The sequence below is a fragment of the Aquabacter sp. genome, from assembly GCF_965279295.1.
In the GTDB taxonomy this organism is placed as follows: Bacteria; Pseudomonadota; Alphaproteobacteria; order Rhizobiales; family Xanthobacteraceae; genus Aquabacter.
Genome location: NZ_CBDIHQ010000009.1, coordinates 14,901 through 36,337 on the forward strand (window position 1 = coordinate 14,901; position 21,437 = coordinate 36,337).

General features: G+C 67.2%; 7 protein-coding genes. All 7 read left to right on the plus strand.

From position 1 onward, the window contains the following. Positions 1-266 precede the first annotated feature (266 nt). The 7 genes from ADADO0_RS03150 (at position 267) to ADADO0_RS03180 (ending at position 21,406) form a co-directional block, all read left to right on the plus strand. Complete coding sequence (locus ADADO0_RS03150; RefSeq protein WP_511303636.1) at positions 267-14,783, plus strand: autotransporter-associated beta strand repeat-containing protein; 14,517 nt, start codon at positions 267-269, stop codon at positions 14,781-14,783. A 383-nt stretch (positions 14,784-15,166) separates the two neighbouring features. Next, entirely contained in the window at positions 15,167-15,721 is a 555-nt protein-coding gene (locus tag ADADO0_RS03155; RefSeq protein ID WP_511303637.1) for an invasion associated locus B family protein, read from the plus strand. A gap of 151 nt (positions 15,722-15,872) precedes the next feature. Then, complete coding sequence (locus tag ADADO0_RS03160) at positions 15,873-16,646, plus strand: SapC family protein (protein WP_511303638.1); 774 nt, start codon at positions 15,873-15,875, stop codon at positions 16,644-16,646. A 285-nt stretch (positions 16,647-16,931) separates the two neighbouring features. Next, complete coding sequence (locus ADADO0_RS03165) at positions 16,932-18,320, plus strand: ethanolamine ammonia-lyase subunit EutB (RefSeq protein ID WP_511303639.1); 1,389 nt, start codon at positions 16,932-16,934, stop codon at positions 18,318-18,320. After that, positions 18,317-19,087, plus strand: coding sequence for an ethanolamine ammonia-lyase subunit EutC (gene eutC / locus ADADO0_RS03170; RefSeq protein ID WP_511303640.1), 771 nt, complete (start codon positions 18,317-18,319; stop codon positions 19,085-19,087). The genes ADADO0_RS03165 and eutC overlap by 4 nt, the downstream gene beginning before the upstream one ends. 113 nt (positions 19,088-19,200) lie before the next feature. Beyond that, positions 19,201-20,703 carry an amino acid permease gene (locus tag ADADO0_RS03175; RefSeq protein WP_511303641.1) on the plus strand — a complete coding sequence of 501 codons (1,503 nt, stop codon included), beginning with the start codon at positions 19,201-19,203 and terminating at the stop codon, positions 20,701-20,703. Positions 20,704-20,830: 127 nt separating this feature from the next. Next, entirely contained in the window at positions 20,831-21,406 is a 576-nt protein-coding gene (locus tag ADADO0_RS03180; protein ID WP_511303642.1) for a hypothetical protein, read from the plus strand. Positions 21,407-21,437: the final 31 nt, after the last annotated feature.

A 21,437-nucleotide genomic window follows, 5' to 3' on the forward strand; every position in this document is an offset into this window, starting at 1 on the left:
TGAAATATCGAAAGAAATGCAGAGTCTCACTCACCTGGTGCATCTTTATGGTCAGGTTTCAGCTGGCGTGTGACTGTTCTGCAACGTCGTCTAGAATCATACGTCCGGGTCTGCTGATTTGGCCGCCGCTCCCTGCGATTTCGATTGCTTGCCGTCCCGTCATCGCGGACACAGGAAGGTAATACGTTCGGGGCGACCTGGGCTTGCCGCTCTGTGGGGGAATTAAGATGCGCAATGCATGTGATGTTCGTGGTCCGGAGACTGCCGTGACTCGCGATAGCAAGCAGGCGGATGTGTTCACCCCGCTAAAGGCCGGCTCCTTCCGCAGAAAACTCCTCGTTACGTCCGCTCTCGTTCCACTGCTCGCGGGATCGCTGATCTTGTCGGCGTCTTTGCCGGCATTCAGCCAAGCCATCATCGCCATCGACCCGACCGCAGGCGGTAGTGGCGGTGTAGGTGGGGAGGTCGGCGGCGGCGGCGGTGGTGGTGCCGGCGGCGGTGGCGGCGGTGGCGGCAGCGAAGTCAATTCGGCACTAGGCCGAGGAGGCGTGGGCGGCGCTGCGGGGTACGGGGGTGTGTCGCAGGCCGGGGGCGCCGGCGGGAACCAGAGCGGCGTGGGCGGCGCGGGTGGAGATGGTGGCGGCACCAGTGGTGCCGGCGGCGCCGGTTATTCCACGTCCGGCACCACCGGCGGCGCCGGTGGAACCGCTAACGGCGGAGCGGGCGGCGTCGGTACCGCCGGCCGCGCATCAGGGCCCTCTACGGACGGTGCGGGCGGCGGCGGCGGCGGTCACGGCTATGTGGGATCGGTTCTTCCCACCAGCACCGCCACGGGCGGCGCCGGCGGCAACGGGGGCGCTGCGGATACGGGCGGCGGCGGCGGCGGCGGCGGCGGCTTTGGCGCGATCATCAGTGGTGGCGGCAGCAATCTCGGGACTCTGGCGATCACAGTCCTGGGTGGTGATGGTGGCAACGGCGGCATAAGCACCTACGGCCTGGGAAGCGGTGGAGGCACCGGCGGCGGCGGTCTCTATATCGACAGTTCCGTCGCCACGACTTTGACGGTCAATTCCATTGTCTACGGCGGTGATGGCGGGCAGGGTCAAAGCTTTGTCTCTGGCGGCGGTGGCGGCGGCGGCAGCGGCATATTCGTCGTAAACACCGGTGGCGAGACAACTCTCACCTTGGCCAGCGGCGCCCAGGTCTCTGGCGGCAATGGTGGTATCGATATCTCCAGCGGAGGTGCAGGACACGGTGCCGGTGGGGTCGGCATCTCAGGCTCGCAACTGACCGTTATTCTCAGCGCGACCGCGACTGTCTCAGGCGGTCTGAGCGGTGACGGGACCACGCAAGCATACGCCATCGATTTCTCCAATACCGGAAACGTCCTGGAACTTCAGGGCAACGGCATCGGCTATGCTTCGATTACCGGCAATGTTCATGGCTCGGAATTCGATAACACCAGCAACTCGATGAAGCTGACGGGAACAGGCGGCGCGTTCGATCTTGCCGGCATTAACTATACGCTCATTGACGCAAACGCGAAGTTCCAGAATTTCACCTCGTTCGAGATCAACACGACCAACACCACCGATACGTGGGTCGCGGTCAATAATTCTAGTTTCAATGCCCAGGGAACCGTTTGGACCGTCACCCGCGGCGTTCTCCAATTGGGCGACGAGTCCAGCGCCGCCATCCTCCCCGGCAGCCTCAATGTTGCAAGCGGCGCGACATTGCGGAACGTCGCCAGCGGCGCGACCAACGCGACGATCTATGGCGACTTGACGGTCGCGGCTGGCGGCAAGCTGACGCTGTCCGCCTACAATTCCGATGCCGCGCTCAGCGTAACCGGAGCGATGGTTCTCAGCCCCACCTCCACCCTTACAGTGACGCTGGGCGCGCCGGCGTCGCAGACACCTCCGCCCGGCATGCCTGCGCTCATTTATGTGGGTGGTGGCGGCGCGATCACAGTCGACGCCACGTTGAACATCACGCCCAACGCCAACCTTGCTGTCGGCTATTACCTGCTGATCCTGGGCGAAGGCGATGCCTTCGGCAGCGGGCTCACCCTCGGCACCGCGCCTGACGATTACGACTATGCGCTGACCTACGACACGACGTCGACGTTCAAGACTGTGACCCTCCAGGTCCTCGCGGGCGGCGCCTATTGGAACGGCTCGACGACCACGGGCTCGACCCTGGTCGGTGGCAACGGCACCTGGACGGCGGACACCTCCGTCCACAACTGGACCGACGCCAGCGGTGCGACGCATGTTGGGTCGGACGGCAGCAAGGCCGCGATCTTCGCTGGTACCGCCGGTACTGTGACGGTGGCGAACGACGGTGTGACCACCAAGGGCCTGAAGTTCCTCACCTCCGACTATATCATTCAGGGCGCTACGCTGACCTTGGTGAACGCCTCGGCCAAGCCCGTCATCAATGTGGACGGCGCCGCGACCATCGCAACCATCAATGCGGTTCTCGCCGGCACGGACGGCATGGAGAAGGTCGGCGACGGCACGCTCTATCTCGGCGGCATCAACACCTATACCGGCGGCACCAAGGTTACGGCCGGGACGCTACAGATCGATGTCGCCAACGGCATCAGCGGCGATGTCGAGAACAACGCCGCGTTCATCTTCAACAATTCGGCTGCCTGGACCTACTCGGACGTCCTCTCCGGTACCGGCACTCTGACGCTCCAGGGCGGCGGCACCGTCACCCTTACCAATACCAACACCACCAGCGGCGCCATCACCATATCCACCGGAATACTGGTGGTCGGTGACGGAGCGACCGCCGGGTCGATCGGCTCGGCCAGTGGCGTCGCGAACAGCGACACACTGGCCTTTGACCGCTCCGATGCAGCCAGCTTCACGGGCGTGATTTCCGGCGCCGGCACGGTGGAGCAGCGTGGCACCGGCGCCCTCACCCTCTCAGGCGTCAACACTTATACCGGCGAGACATCCGTGCTGGCCGGTGCACTGATCGTCGGCAATGCGTCGGCCCTCGGCACTGTCGACGGTGGCACCACCGTGTCTAGCGGCGCCACCCTTGCGTTCAACCTCGGCGCGACCACCATAGGCGAGAGCATCACCCTGTCCGGCGCAGGCGCCACGGGTTATGCCGGCGCCCTGGTCGGAAGCACCGGACTCCAGCTGTCCGGCTCGATCATGCTGGCGGCGGACGCGACCATTGCCGGAACCGTTTTGATTTCCGGGCCGGTTTCCGGCAACAACACCACCCTCACCCTCAAGTCGGCCGGCGAAATCACCGGCGATTTGGATCTTGGCAGCGGCGGGCTGATATCGGACGGGCAGTGGGCGCTCAGCGGTGCCAACAGCTACACCGGGGCCACCTCGGTCAGCGGCAATTATCTGCGCGTCAGAAGCGACACCGCGCTCGGCAGTACGAGCAGCGTCACTGTGAACGACGGCGCGTCTCTCTGGCTGTACGGCGACGCTGGGCCGGTTAATGGCGGCGCGGCGACACTTCACCTCTCCGGCACGGGCTTCAACGGCTTCGGCGTTCTCTACAGCACCCTTGGCGTGAACAGTTATGCGGGCGCCATTGTGCTCGATGCGGATAGCAAGATAGGCGTCGAGGCCGGGGTAAGTGTCAGGTCGCTCACCTTGTCGGGGGGCATAACCGGAGCTGGAAAGAGCCTTACTCTCGACGCCGGTGCATTTTCTATCGGGGCGACGTCATTCACAAGTTCGGGCTTAGTCTCCGGCGCGATTGCGACGGGCGCAGGCACCGTGACCGTCCAAGGCGGCGGCACCTGGACCTTTACGGGCGCGAACACCTATACCGGCAACACCATCCTCGCGTCGGGCACCAAGCTCTCCATCGGCGATGGCACCACGAACGGGTCGCTGATGAGCGGCGCCATCGTCAATGATGGCACGCTGATCTTCAACCAGCCCGGCAACCGTTCGTTCGCGGGCGACATGTCCGGCGGCGGCACGCTTCAGAAGCTCGGCGCCGGAACCCTGACGCTGACAGGCGATGTGACCAGCACCGGCTCCAAGACAGTGACGGCGGGCCGGCTCCAAATCGGTGACGGCGGCGCGGACGGGTCGATCACCGGCAACATCTCTCTCGCCAACCTCGCGGTTCTGGCATTCGACCTTTCGAGCGACCGCACCTATAGCGGCGTCATTTCCGGTGCCGGCGGGGTCCTGAACCAACTGGGCACCGGCAAGCTCACCCTGACGGGAGCCAACACCTTCACCGGCGATACGCTGGTTGGAAACGGGACACTGGAACTCTCGGGGGGCAGTCTCGCCGGCGGGGTCTTGATCGCGGGAGCGGGGACACTGCAAGGGGGCTCCAGCGCGGGGACCGTGACCGGCGCCGTGGTGAACTTCGGCACCATCGCGGGAACCTCCGGCACCACCTCGCTGAACACCGGTGCGCTCACCTTCGCGGATTCGACGTCCACCCTCTCGATTACTTTGGTCGCACCGTCGACGACGGCGGCGGTCTCCGTCACCGGGAACCTGGCTCTGAACGGTTTGCTGGATCTGACGGCCGGCGTCGGCTTCGCTTCGGGCACCTACCGCCTGATCGATTACACCGGCACACTCAGCGGCACGATGGCGCTCGGTACCAGGCCCGCGCGTTCCCTCTTCACCCTCAGCACCGCCACCGCAAATCAGGTCAACCTGATCGTAACGGCAGGTCTGTGGTGGAACGGCTCGACCACGACCTCCGGCTCGGCCGTTGTGGGCGGGGCCGGCACTTGGACCGTTGCCTCCGGCCCGACCAATTGGACCGACGAGACCGGCGCCACGCCGGCGGCCTGGGCCCAGAATGGCCTTGCCATCTTCGGCGGCACGCAGAGCGGCACCGTGACGATTTCCGGAAACGCCCAGGTCGCGGGAATGGACTTCCTGACCACCGGCTATCTGCTGACCGGCGGGACCGTGACGCTTGCGGCGGCGAGCGGGCAGACCCAGATCAACGTGGAAAACGCGATAACCGCGACCATTCGCTCGACCCTCTCCGGCACCACCGGGCTTGAGAAGGTCGGTGCTGGAACTCTCGTGCTGACGGGGAACATGCCCTACAGCGGCGGCACCACCATCACCGCCGGCACACTGCAGGTGGGTGACGGCGTGGCGCTGGTCGGATACATCGGAAATGGCGCCTTCGTTAACAACGCAGCCCTCGTGTTCAATCTTCCCACGATTCTTGGGCTTGTCCAAAGTGGCGTGATCTCCGGCTCCGGCACGCTGACGAAGCTCGGCGGGGGCATCCTGGAGTTCACCGCCGCCAACACCTATAGCGGCGCGACGACGGTGTCCGGCGGCATTCTCAATCTCTCGGGCAGCGGCACGCTGGGGTCGTCCGCAGCGGGGACGACGGTGGAAGCGGGTGCCACGCTGGCGCTCTACGGCGTCACCACCAATGAGGGGCTGACGCTCTCGGGCACGGGCGACTCGAATTCAGGCGCGCTCCAGGGCGGAAACCCCGGCACGCCGGGCGGCAGCACGGTGAACGGCGCCATTGTTCTGGCAGCGGACAGCCTGATCACTGTCGACACCACGCAGACCTTCACCCTCACCGGCGGGATCACCGGGGCGGGCAAGACGGTGACGTTCGGCGGCGAGGGAAGTCTCGTCGTCTCCGGGGTGATCGCCACGGGCGCGGGGGGCGTCGAGGTTGCCGCCGGTAGCGTGTCGGGTCAGGTGACGCTCTCCGCGGCCAATACCTATGACGGCGTCACCAATGTCTCGTCCGGGAGACTGATCATCACCAGCGCCAGCGCCTTGGGCTCGAGTGCTGCTGAGACCATCGTTGCCAGCGGCGCGACGATGCGGGTGGATGCCGGTGGTGTGGTGAGCGAAGCGTTCACGATCTCCGGGACCGGCGCGTCCGGCTATTCCGGCGCGCTCTCCGCTGGCTCCTCCAGCGTCGAGATGAGCGGGATCGTCACGCTGGCGGCGGATGCGACGATCGACGGCGGCAGCTATGGCGCCTTTAGCTTCACCGGCGCCATCACCGGCGCGAACCATACCCTGTCCCTCAACGGCGGCGGCGGCACGATCACGGGCGCGATCGGTCTCGGCAGCGGTGGCCTCAACGTCGACGGCGGGATCTGGCTGGTGGGTGGCACGAACACCTATTCCGGTACGACCACCGTCGCGAACGGGGCGATACTTGTGGCCAGCAACGATGCGGCGCTGGGCAGCACCGCCGGCGGCACCGTGGTGGCGGACGGCGGCACGCTGCAACTGGATGCGGCTGGCGGTTCGATTGCCGTCGGCAACGAAGCGCTGACCATTTCGGGCTCCGGCCAGGGCGGGTTCGGTGCCCTGCGGACCTTCGGCATCAACAGCTATGCCGGGGCGATCACGCTCGCCGGCGACACCTTCATATCGTCCGAAGGCGTTGGACCGGGGATGCCCGGTCAGTTGACGCTGTCAGGCGGGATCACCGGTGCGGGCCACGACTTGTCGCTCCGGGCGGACGACGACGCCCTAATCTCGGGTGCGATTACCACTGGCACCGGCAGCGTCACCCTTCTCGGCGGGGCGTGGACCTTCACGGGCGCGAACACCTACACCGGCGGCACGACGATTTCCGGCGGCTCGCTCTCGGTCGGCGATGGCGGGACGACGGGGTCGATCCTGGGCGATGTGGTCAATAACGGGGCCCTGACGTTCAACCGTTCGGATGCGACCGCATTCGCGGGCGGCATCTCGGGCACCGGCGCGCTGACCAAGCAGGGCGCGGGCACGCTGACGCTGACGGGCGCGGCGACCCACACCGGCGGGACGACCATATCGGGCGGCACGCTGTCGATCGGCGATGGCGGCACGAGCGGCTCGGTGGCGGGCAACATCGTCGACAACGCGGCGCTGGTGTTCAACCGCTCCGACGCGGTGACCTATTCGGGTAATATTTCCGGATCGGGCACCCTTGAGAAGCTGGGCGCGGGCACGCTGACGCTGTCGGGCGCCAACATCTATGGCGGGACGACGACGGTGTCTGCCGGCACGCTTACGGTTTCGGGCGGTTCGGCGATCGGCGATCTGAGTGCGGTGACGGTCGCGCTCAACGCGAACCTGGTGGTGACCACCATCGAGACCGTTGGCTCCCTCGCAGGCGCCGGCAGTGTCACATTGGACTACGCTCCCGGCGGCCTGACTGCGGGCGACGCCACCTCGACTGTGTTCTCCGGGGCGATTGGCGGGGTCGGCATTCTGACGAAGGCTGGCACCGGCGACCTCACGCTGAGCGGCACCAACACCAACACCGGGGGCATCATCGTCCAAGCCGGGCGGGTGTTGCTGTCCGGCGGGACCGCTGTGGCCGATACGGCGATCGTCGGCTTGATGGCCGGCGCGACACTCGTCCTGACGAACGCCAACGAGGCGATCGGCGCACTCGGCGACATCAGCGGCGGCACCGGCGCGCGGACGGTGGAGCTCAACGGCAACACCCTCACTGTCGGCGGCAGCAATCTTGCGCGGTCCTATACCGGGACGATCAGTGGAACCGGTGGCCTGACCAAGGTGGGTACGGCCTCCCAGACTTTGTGGGGCACCAATACTTTCGAAGGCCCTGTTCATGTCATGGAAGGTGTCCTTCTGCTCCGGGGCGGCTCGGCTCTGGCAGACAGCGTGGCGGTGACGGTGGATGCCGGCGCCGATTTGACAATCAGACAATCGGTGGAAGCGATAGGGTCGCTTTCGGGTGCGGGCACCGTTAGCAGTCTCATGGTGTCGACACTTGTCACCGGCGGAAACAATGCATCCACCACGTTCTCGGGTGTGCTGCAGGCGCCTTTCGGCACCCTGAGCCTGACCAAGGCCGGCACGGGTACGTTCACGCTGACCGGCGCCAACACGTACACGGGCACGACGACGATCTCCGGCGGCACGCTGCAGGTGGGCGATGGGGGCACGTCCGGCAATCTGGGCACCGGGGCGGTGGTCAACAATGCGGAGTTGGCGTTCAACCGGTCGGACGCTGTGACCTATGCGGGCGGGATCTCGGGCACGGGCACGCTGACCAAGCTCGGCGCTGACACCCTGACCCTGACGGGCGCGAGCACCTACACCGGCGGAACCACCGTCACGTCCGGCACGCTTGTTATTGGCGATGGTGCGACGTCGGGTTCGATTGTTGGGGATGTGGCGAACAGCGGGACGTTGGTGTTCAACCGGTCGGACGACATTTTGGCGCCGGGGGCGGTGACCGGGTCGGGGGCGCTGGTTCAGCGCGGGACCGGGGAACTGGCGCTGGTCGGGGCGAACAGTGCGCTGGCGGGGACCACGGTTGAGGCGGGGACGCTGGCGATTGTCGGCGGGGCGACGCTGACCGGCGATGTCACGGTGCTGTCGGGCGCGACGCTGCGGGGCGAGACCACGGGGGCGTCGGGGACGGCGATCACGGGCGCGGTGAGCGTCCAGGGCGGCGGCCATCTGCTGGCGGCGCCGGCGACGGCGACCGGCATGTATGGGCTGTCGATGAGCAGCCTGACGCTGGCGTCGACCGCCAACATCGACGTGGTGCTGGGGGCGAACACCGGCAATGCGGTGTTCCAGGCGGGGACGCTGGCGCTGGACGGCGTGCTGAACGTCACCAACGCGGGCGCCATGTCGCTCGGCGTGTACCGGATCCTCGACTTCACGACGCTGGCGTCGAACAACGGCGTGGTGCTGGGCGATACGCCGCTGCAATACGCCTATCAGATCCAGCTTCTGTCGAACCAGTTGAACCTCGAGGTGCTGCAGGGCGGGATCCTGTACTGGAACGGCGAGACGACCACGGCGGACGGGACGATCCACGGCGGCAGCGGCATCTGGACCAACAATTCCGAGCAGACCAACTGGACCACCTCGACGGCGAATCAGGCGCGGTCCTGGGACAGCACGTTCGCGGTGTTCTCGGTCGCGGGTGGCGATGTCACCATCGCGGGCACGGTGTCGGCGACCGGCGTCCAGTTCATGGTGGACGGCTACGCCGTGGACGGCGGCACGCTGACCCTGGCGGCGCCCTCGGGCCAGACCCAGATCCGGGTGGGCGACGGGACCGCGCAGGGCGCCACTTATGTGGCGAGCATCGGCTCGGTGATCACCGGCAGCACGGGGCTTGAGAAGACCGACCTCGGGCTTCTGGTCCTGAGCGGTGAGAACACCTACACCGGCGGCACCACGATCACCCAGGGCGCGCTTCAGATCGGCGACGGCGGGACCTCGGGGTCGATCCTGGGCGATGTGGTCAACAATGGCGTGCTGATCTTCGACCGGTCCGACGACACCGGCTATGCCGGGGTGATCTCGGGCACGGGCGGGCTGATCAAGGCGGGCGAGGGCACGCTGACGCTGACCGGCATCAACAGCTTCAGCGGCGGCACGACGGTGAGCGAAGGCCGGCTGCTGATCGGCGGCGGCTCCTCGCTGTCGGACACGGTGGGCACGCTGGTGATGGCCGGCGCGATCCTGGAGCTGATGGACAGCGACGAGACGGTCGGCGGCCTGTCGGGCGCCGGCGCGGTGACGCTGAACAGCTATTGCCTGACGGTGGCGGGTGCGACCAGCACCGCCTTCTCCGGCAGCATCTCGGGCACCGGCTGCCTGACCAAGACCGGCCCCGGCACGCTGACGCTGTCTGGCGCCAGCAGCTATAGCGGCGGCACCAACGTGTCGGAGGGCACGGTTGCGCTCGGGGCGGCGGGTGCGCTGGGCACCGGCACCATCGCGCTGTCGGGCACGGGCGTTGTGCGGTCCACCGGGACCTACAGCTACGACAACGACGTGACGCTGGCGGCAGGGCTGACCGGCGGGTTCGAGGTGGACGGCACGCTGGAGAACCCGGCGGTTGAGACGCTGACCCTGACCGGCAGCATCACGGGCCTGGGCGATCTCAACAAGACCGGCTTCGGCACGCTGCTGCTGAACGGCACCAACAGCTATTCCGGCGCCACCAACGTGGCCGTCGGGGTGATGATCGCCGAGGGCGGCAATGCCATCGGCGATACCAGCGCGGTGAGCGTGGCGTCCGGGGCGCAGCTGATCATCCGGCCGAGCGGGGCGACCGAGACGGTGGGTTCGCTCAGCGGCGCGGGCGCGCTGGAGCTGACCGGCAATGTGATCGCCGGCGGCGACAACACCAGCACCAGCTATTCCGGGGTGATCTCGGGCGGCGGATCGTTCGAGAAGACCGGCACCGGCGTGATGACGCTGTCCGGCCTCAACACGTTCACCGGCGCGACCAGCGTGTCGGGCGGCGAGCTGGCGCTGGCGGGTGGGTCTTCGCTGTCGGACACGGCGGGGCTGGCGATTGCCGGCGGCGCCCTGGTGACGCTGACCAATGCCAATGAGACCGTGGGCGGGCTCGACGGCGCGGGCAATGTGAACCTGAACGGCTACTGCCTGACGGTGGCGGGCGGGGGCGCGTTCTCTGGCACCCTGAGTGGGGCCGGCGGCTGCGTGACCAAGACCGGCGCCGAGACGCTGACGCTGACCGGGACCAGCACCTATTCCGGCGGCACCACGATCTCGGAAGGTGCGATCGAGATCGACAACGCGCTGGCGCTCGGCACCGGGGCGCTGGCGCTGCAGGGCGCGGGCGCGTTGAACGTCACGACGAGCTTCGCCTATGCCAGCGCGATCTCGCTGACCCCCATCGAGGGCTCGGGCGGCGGCACGCTGGGCGTGGCCGAGACCCAGACGCTGACGCTGACCGGGGTGGTCTCGGGTGCGGGCGAGCTGACCAAGACCGGCGCCGGCATCCTGCTGATGACCGGCCTCAACACCTACACCGGCGCCACCAATGTGGCGGACGGGGAGCTTCGGATCGGCGGCGGGCAGTCGCTGTCCGACACCGCGCGCCTCAGCGTTGCGGCGGGTGCGCTGCTGTCGCTGACCGACGCCAACGAGAGCGTGGGCTCGCTGGCGGGCGGCGGCGAAGTGGCGCTGAACGGCTATTGCCTCACCACCGGCGGCGACGGGACAAGCTCGAGCTTCTCCGGCGCGATCACCGGTGCGGGCTGCCTGACCAAGACCGGGGCCGGCACGCTGACGCTGACCGGCGACGGCAGCAACTACAGCGGCGGCACGACGGTGGCCGAGGGCACGGTCCAGGTGTACGGCGCCTCGGCGCTGGGCACCGGCCCGCTGGCCCTGACCGGCTCGGGCGTGCTGCGGGCCAGCAACACCTTCACCTATGCCAGCGCGATCAGCCTGGCCACCGGCCTGACCGGCGGGTTCGAGGTGGACGGCACGGCGGAGAACCCGGCGGTCGAGACGCTGACCCTGACCGGACCGATCACCGGGCTGGGCAATCTCAACAAGACCGGCCTCGGCACTTTGGTGATCTCCGGCATCAACACCGGGTCCGGGGCGACCAACGTCACCGCCGGCATCCTGATCGCCGAGGGCGGCAACGCCCTGGGCGATGCCAGCGCGGTGAGCGTGGCGCTTGGCGCGCAGCTGATCATCCGCCCGAGCGGGGCGACCGAGACCGTGGGTTCGCTCGGCGGCGCCGGCGCGATCACGCTGGACGGGGCGACCCTGGCGGCGGGCGGCGACAACAGCAGCACCACTTTCTCCGGGGTGATCTCGGGGTCCGGCGGCCTGACCAAGGCGGGCACCGGGGTGATGACGCTGTCGGGCGCCAACGGCTACACCGGCGACACCAATGTGACGGGCGGCGGCCTGGTGGTGGCGGGGAGCCTGGACAGCGACGTCTATGTCTACGACCAGGCGACGCTGTCGGGCTCGGGCAGCATCAGCAAGACGGTGCATGTGCTCTCGGGCGGCACGTTGGCCGGGGTGCAGGGCAGCGGCCTGAGCATGGGCGCGCTGGACCTGCAGGGCGGGTCGAACGTGAACGTGACGCTGGGGGCGCCGAGCGAGGCGACCACGGTGTTCACGGTGGCCGGCAATGTGACGCTGGACGGCACGCTGAACGTGACGCCGACGCCCGGGTTCGGGATCGGCATCTACCGCATCATGACCTATGGCGGGACGCTGACCGACAACGGGATGGAGGTCGGCGCGCTCTCGGGCGGTCTGTCGGGCGGCATCCAGTCGAGCATCCAGGGGCAGGTGAACCTGTTCGTGGAAGGCCCCGACAGCCCGATCCTGTTCTGGAACGGGTCGAACACGACGCCGACCCAGAGCGTGCTGGGCGGCACGGGAACCTGGACCGCGGGCAGCCAGACCAACTGGATCAATGCCAGCGGGACCATTCCGCGGGCGTGGAACGGCGGGTTCGCGGTGTTCCAGGGCGCGGCCGGCACGGTGACGGTGGACACCACCGATGGCCCTGTCATGGCCATCGGCATGCAGTTCGTGGAAACCGGCTATGTGGTGACCGGGGGTCCGATCGCGCTGACCGGCGGTGCGCCGGTGATCCGGGTCGGCGACGGGACGGAAAGTGGCGCCTCGACCGTTGCCACGATCCAGAGCGTGCTGACCGGCGTGGCCGGTCTTGAGAAGGCGGACTTCGGCACGCTGATCCTGACCGGCGCCAACAGCTATACCGGCGGCACCACGATCTCCGGCGGCACGTTGCAGCTGGGCGACGGCGGCACCTCGGGCGCGGTGCTGGGCGACATCGTCAACAACGCCGCCCTGGTGTTCAACCGGAGCGACGATACCAGCTTTGCCGGCGTGATCTCGGGCACCGGTTCGGTGCTGAAGACCGGCGCCGGCACGCTGGCGCTGACCGGGACCAACACCTATTCCGGCGGCACCAGCATCAACCAGGGCACGCTCCAGGTGACGAGCGCATCGGCGCTCGGCACCGGCGCCCTGACGGTGGGCGGCACCGGCGTGCTGCGCGCCAGCGGCAGCTTCGCCTATGGCAACAGCGTGACGCTGGCGGCGAGCGTCGGCACGTTCGAGGTCGATGCCAGCCAGGCGCTGACCCTGTCGGGCGTGGTGGGCGGCACGGGCGGCCTGACCAAGACCGGGGATGGTCTGCTGATCCTGACCGGCGCCAACACCTATAGCGGCGTCACGACGATCTCGGCGGGCACGCTGCAGATCGGCAATGGCGGCGAGACGGGTGCGATCGTCGGCGACGTGGTGAACAATGCCAACCTGGTGTTCAACCGCTCCGACACCTATGCCTTCACCGGTGCGATCACCGGCGCCGGCCAGGTGACCTTCACCGGCGGGGGCACGGTTGAGTTCTCCGCGCCCTACCAGGGCCCGGTGGCGGTCGACAACAGCTTTGTGCAGCTCCAGGCGGGCTCAACCACGGTCTCGCCGTTCACGGTGAACGCGGGCGGCGTGCTGGGCGGGACGGCGACCATCGGCGGACTGACGGTGAACACCGGCGGCACGGCGGCGCCGGGCTACTCGCCGGGCACCCTGACGGTCAACGGGGCGGTGACCTTCAACGCCGGCTCGGTCTATGCGGTCGATGTGAACACGGCGGGGGCCCACGACCTGATCATCGCCACCGGCACCGCGACCCTGTCCTCCAGCGCCCATGTCGAGGTTCTGGCGGAATACGGGCGCTATCCCGCGCTGAGCCAGATCACCATCCTGACCGCCGCGGGCGGGGTGAGCGGCACGTTCAGCGAGGACGTGACCTCCAACTTCGCGTTCCTGACGCCGCAGCTGACCTATGACGCCACCAACGTCTACCTGACGCTGACCTATACCGGCATCGACTTCGTGGAATACGCGCAGACGCCGAACCAGGCCAACGTGGCTGTGGCGGCGCAGGCGCTGGGCGCGGGAAGCCCGGTGTTCGAGGCGATCTTCGGGCTGGCGGCGAACGAGGTGCCGGCGGCGTTCAACCAGCTCACCGGCGAGATCTATCCCTCGATCAACACGGTGATCCAGCAGGAATCCACGTATCTCAGGGATGCGGTCGGCGCTCGGCTGCGCCAGTCGGTGACGCCGCAGGGCGCTTCCGCGCTGAGCTATGCGGCGCAGGCGGCGGGCCCGGCCAACACCAAGCTGAGCCAGGACCTGACCCCGACGCTGTGGATGCAGGGCTACGGCGGCTGGGGCAATGCCTTCGGCAACACCAATGCGGCCTCGATCTCCAGCACGGTGGGCGGGTTCTTCGCCGGTCTCGACGTCAGCGTGCTGGACAATGTGCGGGCCGGCGTGGTGGCCGGGTTCAGCCAGACCCAGTTCGACGTCGACGCCCGCAACTCCTCGGGCACGATGGATAATTACGACATCGGGTTCTATGCCGGCGGGCAGTTCGGGGCGTGGGCGCTGCGCGGCGGAGCGTCCTACACCTGGCACGACATCAGCGTGTCGCGCTCGATCGTGTTCCCCGGCTTCTCGGGGTCGACCAGCGCCGGCTACACGCTGGGCACGACGCAGGTGTTCGGCGAGGTGGGCTACGACTTCAACATCGGCGCCTATGCGTTCGAGCCGTTCGCGGGGCTCGCCTACCTCAACATCTCGGGCGGAAACCTCGCCGAGAGCGGCCTTGCCAGCAACGGCGCGGGGCTGAACGTGAGCACCGACAGCCAGAACACGCTCTACACCACGCTCGGCATCCGTGCCGCGACCTCGCTGTCGCTGGGCGGGCGGACCCTGACGCCGAGCGCCACTCTGGGCTGGCAGCACGCCTTCGGCGACACCACGCCGACCGCCACCATGTTGTTCCAGAGCGGCGCGACGCCGTTCGCGATCTCCGGCGTGCCGATCGCTGAGAATACCCTGCTGCTGGGCGCGGGCCTGGCCTACGCCCTCTCCGACCTCGCCACCTTGCAGGTCAATTACACCGGCCAACTCGCCGGCGACGCCTCCCAAAACGCCTTCACCGCCCAGTTCTCCCTCAAGTTCTGAGGGGGGGAAGGCATCGGGTTGAACCCTCTCCCGCGTCCGGGCGTTCTGCAAAAACCGACCTCGCTCCTCGCGGAGCGTGGCGCTCGATGAAGGACGATACCGGCGGTTCCACCTCGCCCCGAGGGGGAGAGGTCGGCTGCGCAGCAGCCGGGTGAGGGGGCTCCGGCATCTCAGAACGGGTGAGGGTGGCCCCCCTCACCCCAACCCTCTCCCCGTCGGGGAGAGGGGGCGCATTGCACCTGGCGCAGCAGTCTCCAAGGGCGAGATGCGCCCAAAGGTTCTGGTCAAAGACCCCCGCGCCGGCTATGCCCCGGCGGGTTCCATATCGGCGGCCCCCAATGGGCGTCCCGATGGGCACACACACAGATGACGGATCACGAGACATGATGAAGCGTTCGGCACTGTTCCTCGCGAGCGCCCTGTCGGCGCTGACCCTCTCTGCGCTGACGCTCGCCGGCCCGGCGCAGGCGCAGCCCAAGCCTGCGGCGGCCCCCGCGGCGGACGCCCAGCCCGGCGCCACCACGGCGACCTACCAGGACTGGCTGATGCGCTGCGTGAGCGCGGAGAAGACCCGCACCTGCGAGATCGTCCAGAACCTGCAGGTGCAGGGTCAGGGCGTGGTGGCGAGCATCGCGGTCGGCAAGGTGGAGGCCTCCGGCCCGCTGCGCCTGGTGGTGCAGGTGCCGGCCGGGGTGTGGCTGCCCGCCGGCCTCAAGTTCCAGGTCAGCGAGAAGGCCAAGCCCCTGGCGCTGGAATACAAGCGCTGCCTCCAGGGTTGCTTCGCCGAGCTGGAGCTCGACGCCGCCACCCTCCAGGCGCTCAAGGGCGCCGGCGAGCCCGGCAGCTTCACGTTCGAGGATGGCGCGCGCAAGTCCGTCACCCTGCCGGTCTCGTTCAAGGGCTTCACCCCCGCCCTCGACGCCAGCCTCAAGCCCTGAGCCAAGCGCGGGGGTGAGGTCTGACGAGGACCACAGCCCCGGACCCGAACCTCCCGCGCTTGTGATCTCCCATCCGTCCGCGGCGACCCTGCCGCGGGCTCTCCTCATACGGGCTCTGCCCGCGGCTCCTCCTCCTGCGAAAGCCTTGCCCGTGACCGACCAGACCCCCGCTCCCGCCACCCCTGGCACCCCGACCCTGCCGCTGTTCTACCGCGCCCCGGCGCTGCTGCGGTTCGCCGACCATGCCGGCTTCGGGCTGCGCCGCGCGGCGGACTACGCCGTCGCCGCCGGCGCCACCGCGATCCCACTGGTGGCGGCGGAGTTCGCCTTGGCGGGCCGGCACTATCCGATCGTGTTCGCCTCCGACGCCAGCGCCATGCCGCTGGCGGTGACCGGGGTGAGCGTCGGGCGCAACCTGTTCGTCTCCACTGAGGGCCAGTGGGCCACCGGCCGCTACATCCCGAGCTATGTCAGGCGCTATCCGTTCATCGGCATGGCGCTTGAGGATGGCGGCACCACCATGCTGGGCATCGACGCCGCCAGCCCGCGCATCAGCACCGACGCCGCGCGCGACGACGCCGACCTGCTGTTCACCCCCGAGGGCAAGGCCACCCCCACGGGTGATGCCGCCATGGCGCTGTGCGATGCCTATGCCATCGAGCACGAGCGCACCGTTGCGTTTGCGAATGCGCTCAAGGCCCACAACCTCCTGGTCGAGCGCTCCGCCGAAATGCGCTACGCCGACGCCACCCAGGCCCTGGTCCAAGGCTTCCGCCTGATCGACGAACACGCCGTCCGCGCCCTTCCCGCCGCGACCGTCACCGAGTTCCACGCCAAAGGCTGGCTCGACGCCATAACCCTCCACCTCGCATCACAACTCTCCTGGCAAAACCTCGTCGAAGCCTCAGCGCCGAACGTCGGGTGAAGGAAGCCAAAACCACTTTTAAAGCTTGCGGCGCGCCGACAAAGGCGCGGCCGCACGGGCAGGTCGGGACGCTGCGTATATTCTCCTCAGAAATGCGCGAAAGCTGAAAGGCAATGCGCCGCCGCATGTAAGCCTGCGGTGGCAGGGATCGCGCGCGCGTGAGGATGCCTGTGAAGCACATGGCTGGCTGAAGCACAGGGCTACCCTTTTCCTCAGGAGAAGGCATGTTTCTTGCTTGTTAATCGTTCATTCTGACGCTCCTGCGCGCAGATATGGGAGGCCAGCTTGCCGTTCGTCCATCGCATCGGAGCCAAAAGCTACGTCTTCGCGGATATGAAAGACCTGATGGCCAAGGCCACCCCGCCGCGCTCCGGGGACATGCTGGCCGGCATCGCTGCCACGACGGCGGAGGAGAATGTCGCCGCCAAGATGTGCCTCGCCGATGTGCCGCTGAAGGTGTTCCTCACGCAGGCGCTCATTCCCTATGAGAGCGATGAGGTGACACGCCTCATCCTCGATACCCACAACGTGACTGCCTTCGCGGTGGTCTCGGCCATGACGGTGGGCGATTTCCGTGATTTCCTTCTGTCCGATGCCGCAACATCAGACAGGCTTGCGGCACTCGCGCCCGGCCTGATGCCTGAAATGGTGGCGGCGGTTTCCAAGATCATGCGCAACCAGGATCTCATTCTGGTGGCGCGCAAATGCCGGGTGGTGACGGCCTTCCGCAACACCATCGGCTTGCCGGGCACCATGGCGGTCCGCCTTCAGCCGAACCATCCCACCGATGATGCCGCCGGCGTCTCCGCCGCCATTCTCGATGGGCTGCTCTATGGCAGCGGCGATGCGGTGATCGGGATCAACCCGGCATCCGACAGCCTGCCGGTGATCGAGCGCCTTCTGACGCTCATGGACACGGTAATCCAGAAATTCGAGATCCCGACCCAAAGCTGCGTGCTCACCCATATCACCACCGCCATCGAGCTGATGAACCGGGGTGCGCCGGTGGATCTGGTGTTTCAGTCCATCGCGGGGACCGAGAAAGCGAACCGTTCCTTCGGCGTGGATCTCGCGGTGCTGAAGGAGGGGTATGAGGCGGCGCGGGCACTGGGGCGCGGAACGGTCGGCGGGAATGCCATGTATTTCGAGACCGGGCAGGGGGCCGCGTTGTCCGCCGACGCGCACCACGGCGTGGATCAGCAGACCTGCGAGGCGCGGGCCTATGGGGTGGCGCGGGCGTTCGAGCCGCTGCTGGTGAACACAGTCGTCGGCTTCATCGGCCCGGAATATCTCTATGACGGCAAACAGATCATCCGCGCCGGGCTGGAGGATCATTTCTGCGGTAAGCTGCTGGGCGTGCCGCTGGGATGCGACGTCTGCTACACCAACCATGCCGAGGCAGACCAGGATGACATGGACACGCTGCTGACCCTGCTCGCGGCGGCCGGCGTCACCTACATCATGGGTATTCCGGGCGCTGACGATGTGATGCTGAATTATCAGTCCACCTCGTTCCATGACGCGCTTTATGTGCGCGAGGTGTTCGGGCTGAAGCGCGCGCCGGAATTTGAGGCCTGGCTGCTGAAGATGGGCATCACCGGTGCCGATGGGCGTATCCTGCCGGCGAATGCCGCCCATCCTCTGCTGGGCTTCGTGGCGGGCCGGGCGGCATGATCGACCGCGATCCCTGGGAGCGTTTCGCCCGCCATACACCCGCGCGGATCGCGCTGGGGCGCACCGGCGCCAGTCTGCCGACACGGGAGGTGCTGCGCTTTGCGCTTGCCCATGCCCAGGCGCGCGATGCCGTGCACACGGCGTTCGAGGTGGAGGAAACGCGGTCAGGTATCGCCGCGCTCGGTTTCGACACCGTTCGGGTCACCAGTGCCGCACCGGCACGCGATACCTATCTGCGCCGGCCCGATCTCGGGCGGCGGCTTTCGGATGAGAGCCGGGCCGCATTGGCTGCGCAGGCGCGGCCGCCGGTCGATCTTGCCCTGGTGGTGGCGGACGGTCTCTCCAGCGCGGCGGTGCATGCCCAGGCGTTGGGGTTTCTTGCTGCCTTCAAGCCGTGGATCGAGCGGGAGGGGTGGAGCCTCGCTCCCGTGGTGCTGGCGGAGCAGGCGCGGGTCGCGTTGGGCGATGAGGCCGGGGAATTGCTGAGGGCACGGGCGGTGCTGGTACTGATCGGCGAGCGTCCGGGCCTGTCCTCGCCCGACAGCCTTGGCCTGTATCTCACGTTCGCGCCGCGGCCCGGCCGTTCGGATGCCGAGCGCAATTGCATCTCCAATGTACGCGCGGAAGGGCTGTCGCACGCGGACGCCGCCTTCAAGCTGGCCTGGCTGCTGCGGGAGGCGCTGCGCCGGTCCCTGACCGGGGTGGCGCTGAAGGACGACAGCGATCTGCTGCTCAGCGATGGTCGCCCGCCGCCGTCTCTGGCGTGAGCCGCATGTATTGCCAAGAACACTCCGATTGACACAACGCGGCACGTTAATTGCTAAGTGATTTGCTTGAAGTCATTTGGGGCATCCCCTTAGGGCAGATGCAGGAGACTGTGATGAGCACGCAGAAAACGTCCGGTGTCAGCTATACTAAAGTCGATACCGCCTATTTCGAGCAGCGTGCGCTGAAGCGGCACGCCCGGGTCTGGTCGCTATGGGCGCTGGGGGTCGGCGCGGTGATCTCCGGCCATTTCTCCGGCTGGAATCTCGGCCTCGCCTCGGGCGGCTGGGGCGGCATGTTGATCGCGTCCATCATCATCGCCGTCATGTATCTGGGCCTGACCTTCTCAATCGCCGAGATGTCGCCGGCTCTGCCGCACACCGGCGCGGCTTATTCCTTCGCGCGCACCACCATGGGGCCGTGGGGCGGCTTCGTGACGGGGCTCTGCGAGAACGTGGAATATGTCATCACCCCGGCGGTGGTGGTCTCGTTCATCGGCTCCTATATGGGCTCGATCTTCGGGACGCCATCGGGTTTCCAGCCGGTCTATTGGATCTTCGGCTATGTGATCTTCGTCGGACTCAACATGGTCGGCGTCGAGCTGTCGTTCAAAGTCACGCTGGTGGTGACGCTCGCGGCGCTCGCCTGCCTCGTGGCGTTCTGGGTCAGCGCCATTCCGGTGATGAATTTCTCGCGCTGGGCGCTCAATATCGGCGTCGGGCCGGACGGGGCGGCGGTGGAACTGCCCAATGGTGGCGGCCCGTTCCTGCCGTTCGGTTTGGGGGGGGCGCTGGCGGCGATGCCGTTCGCGGTCTGGCTGTTTCTGGCGATCGAGCAGCTTCCGCTCGCGGCGGAGGAATCGGTGGATCCGAAGACCGACATGCCCAAGGGCATCATCGCCGGCATGGCGACCCTGATCGTCTCCGCCTTCATGATCCTCTGGCTGAACTCCTCCGTGGCCAATGGCGCGTTCGGCCTGTCTACTTCGCTTGAGCCGCTGCTGGACGGGTTCAAGGCGATCTACGGCACCGGCATTGCCAGCCTGCTGGCGCTGGTGGCGGTGGTGGGGCTGATCGCCTCGTTTCACACCATCATCTATGCCCAGGGCCGGCAGATCTATTCGCTGTCCCGCGCTGGCTATTTCCCGCGCGCCTTGTCCATCACCCACGGCAGCCGCAAGACCCCGCACGTCGCCATGATCGCCGGCGCGGTGGTGGGGCTCGCCATCATGCTGGCCATCTGGTTCGCGCTGGGCGCCGAGGCAGGAGCGGCCGCAATCGGCGGCACGCTGCTCAACATGGCGGTGTTCGGGGCCATGCTCTCCTACGTGATGCAGGCCCTGTCCTTCATCCTGATGCGGCGGAACATGCCGAACATCGAGCGACCCTATCGTAGCCCGTTCGGCATCCCGGGCGCGGTGCTGACGATCCTGATCGCCTTGGTCACCATTTACTTCCAGCTCTCCGACCCGATCTACCGTGCAGGCGTGATCGGCGTCGTCCTTTGGTTCGCTGTGGGCATCGCCTATTTCGCGGCCATCGGTCGGCACAAGCTGGTGCTGTCGCCGGAGGAGGAGTTCGCGCTCTCCAAGGGCACGGCCGAATACAAGAGCTATTGAGCACAACCGGCGTGGCGGGCGTGGTGTCGCCACGCCGGAGATTTCGCACCGCAAAATTGATTTCGCGCAATGCGGTCGTTCGCGTCCGGGCATGATAGACTAAGGTCTTATTTTTAGGAGCCGGACCATGAGCACCATGTCACCATTCCAGGCTTGGACCCAGGCGTTGCAGGGAATGACGCCGACCAGCGGCGCATCTCCTTTCGAGGCGTGGACCAAGATGGTGCAGGGTGGGATGGCTCCCGGCGGTGCATCGCCCTTCGACGCCTGGACCCAGGCCATGCAGAAGATGATGCCAACCGGCGCCATGCCCGGTGCCTTTGCCGGCGGCGCCGCTTCCCCGTTCCAGCCCTGGATCGAGGCCATGCAGGGCGGTACAGCTCCCGGCGGCTGGCCCATGACAACCGCGCAGGCGACAGCGGCGCAAGCTCTTTACCTTCAACTGCCGACTGAGGTCGCAGCGCGCATTCAGAAGCTCTCCGCCGCGAAGGTGCAGGAGCAGGTTCGGCTGTTCTCGGAAATCTCCGCGACGGAAGGTCCATTCGTCGCGATGCAGAAGCAGATGGCGTTTCTTCAGCAGTCCGGCCTCGACTGGAGCACGGAACTCATGGAGATCATGCAGCTCTACCAGGAGAAGCTGATGAGCCCCGCGCAGCAGGATGCCGGCACGGCTCCGGTCTCCTACCCCCAGACCGTCGCCTGAGCGGCTGGTAGTCTGCCTTAAGGGCAATGCC

Bases quoted from the DNA above. Each gene is read 5' to 3' on its own strand.
- eutC (WP_511303640.1), top strand. From the start codon at position 18,317: ATGATCGACCGCGATCCCTGGGAGCGTTTCGCCCGCCATACACCCGCG.
- ADADO0_RS03175 (WP_511303641.1), top strand. From the start codon at position 19,201: ATGAGCACGCAGAAAACGTCCGGTGTCAGCTATACTAAAGTCGATACC.
- ADADO0_RS03155 (WP_511303637.1), top strand. From the start codon at position 15,167: ATGATGAAGCGTTCGGCACTGTTCCTCGCGAGCGCCCTGTCGGCGCTG.
- ADADO0_RS03180 (WP_511303642.1), top strand. From the start codon at position 20,831: ATGAGCACCATGTCACCATTCCAGGCTTGGACCCAGGCGTTGCAGGGA.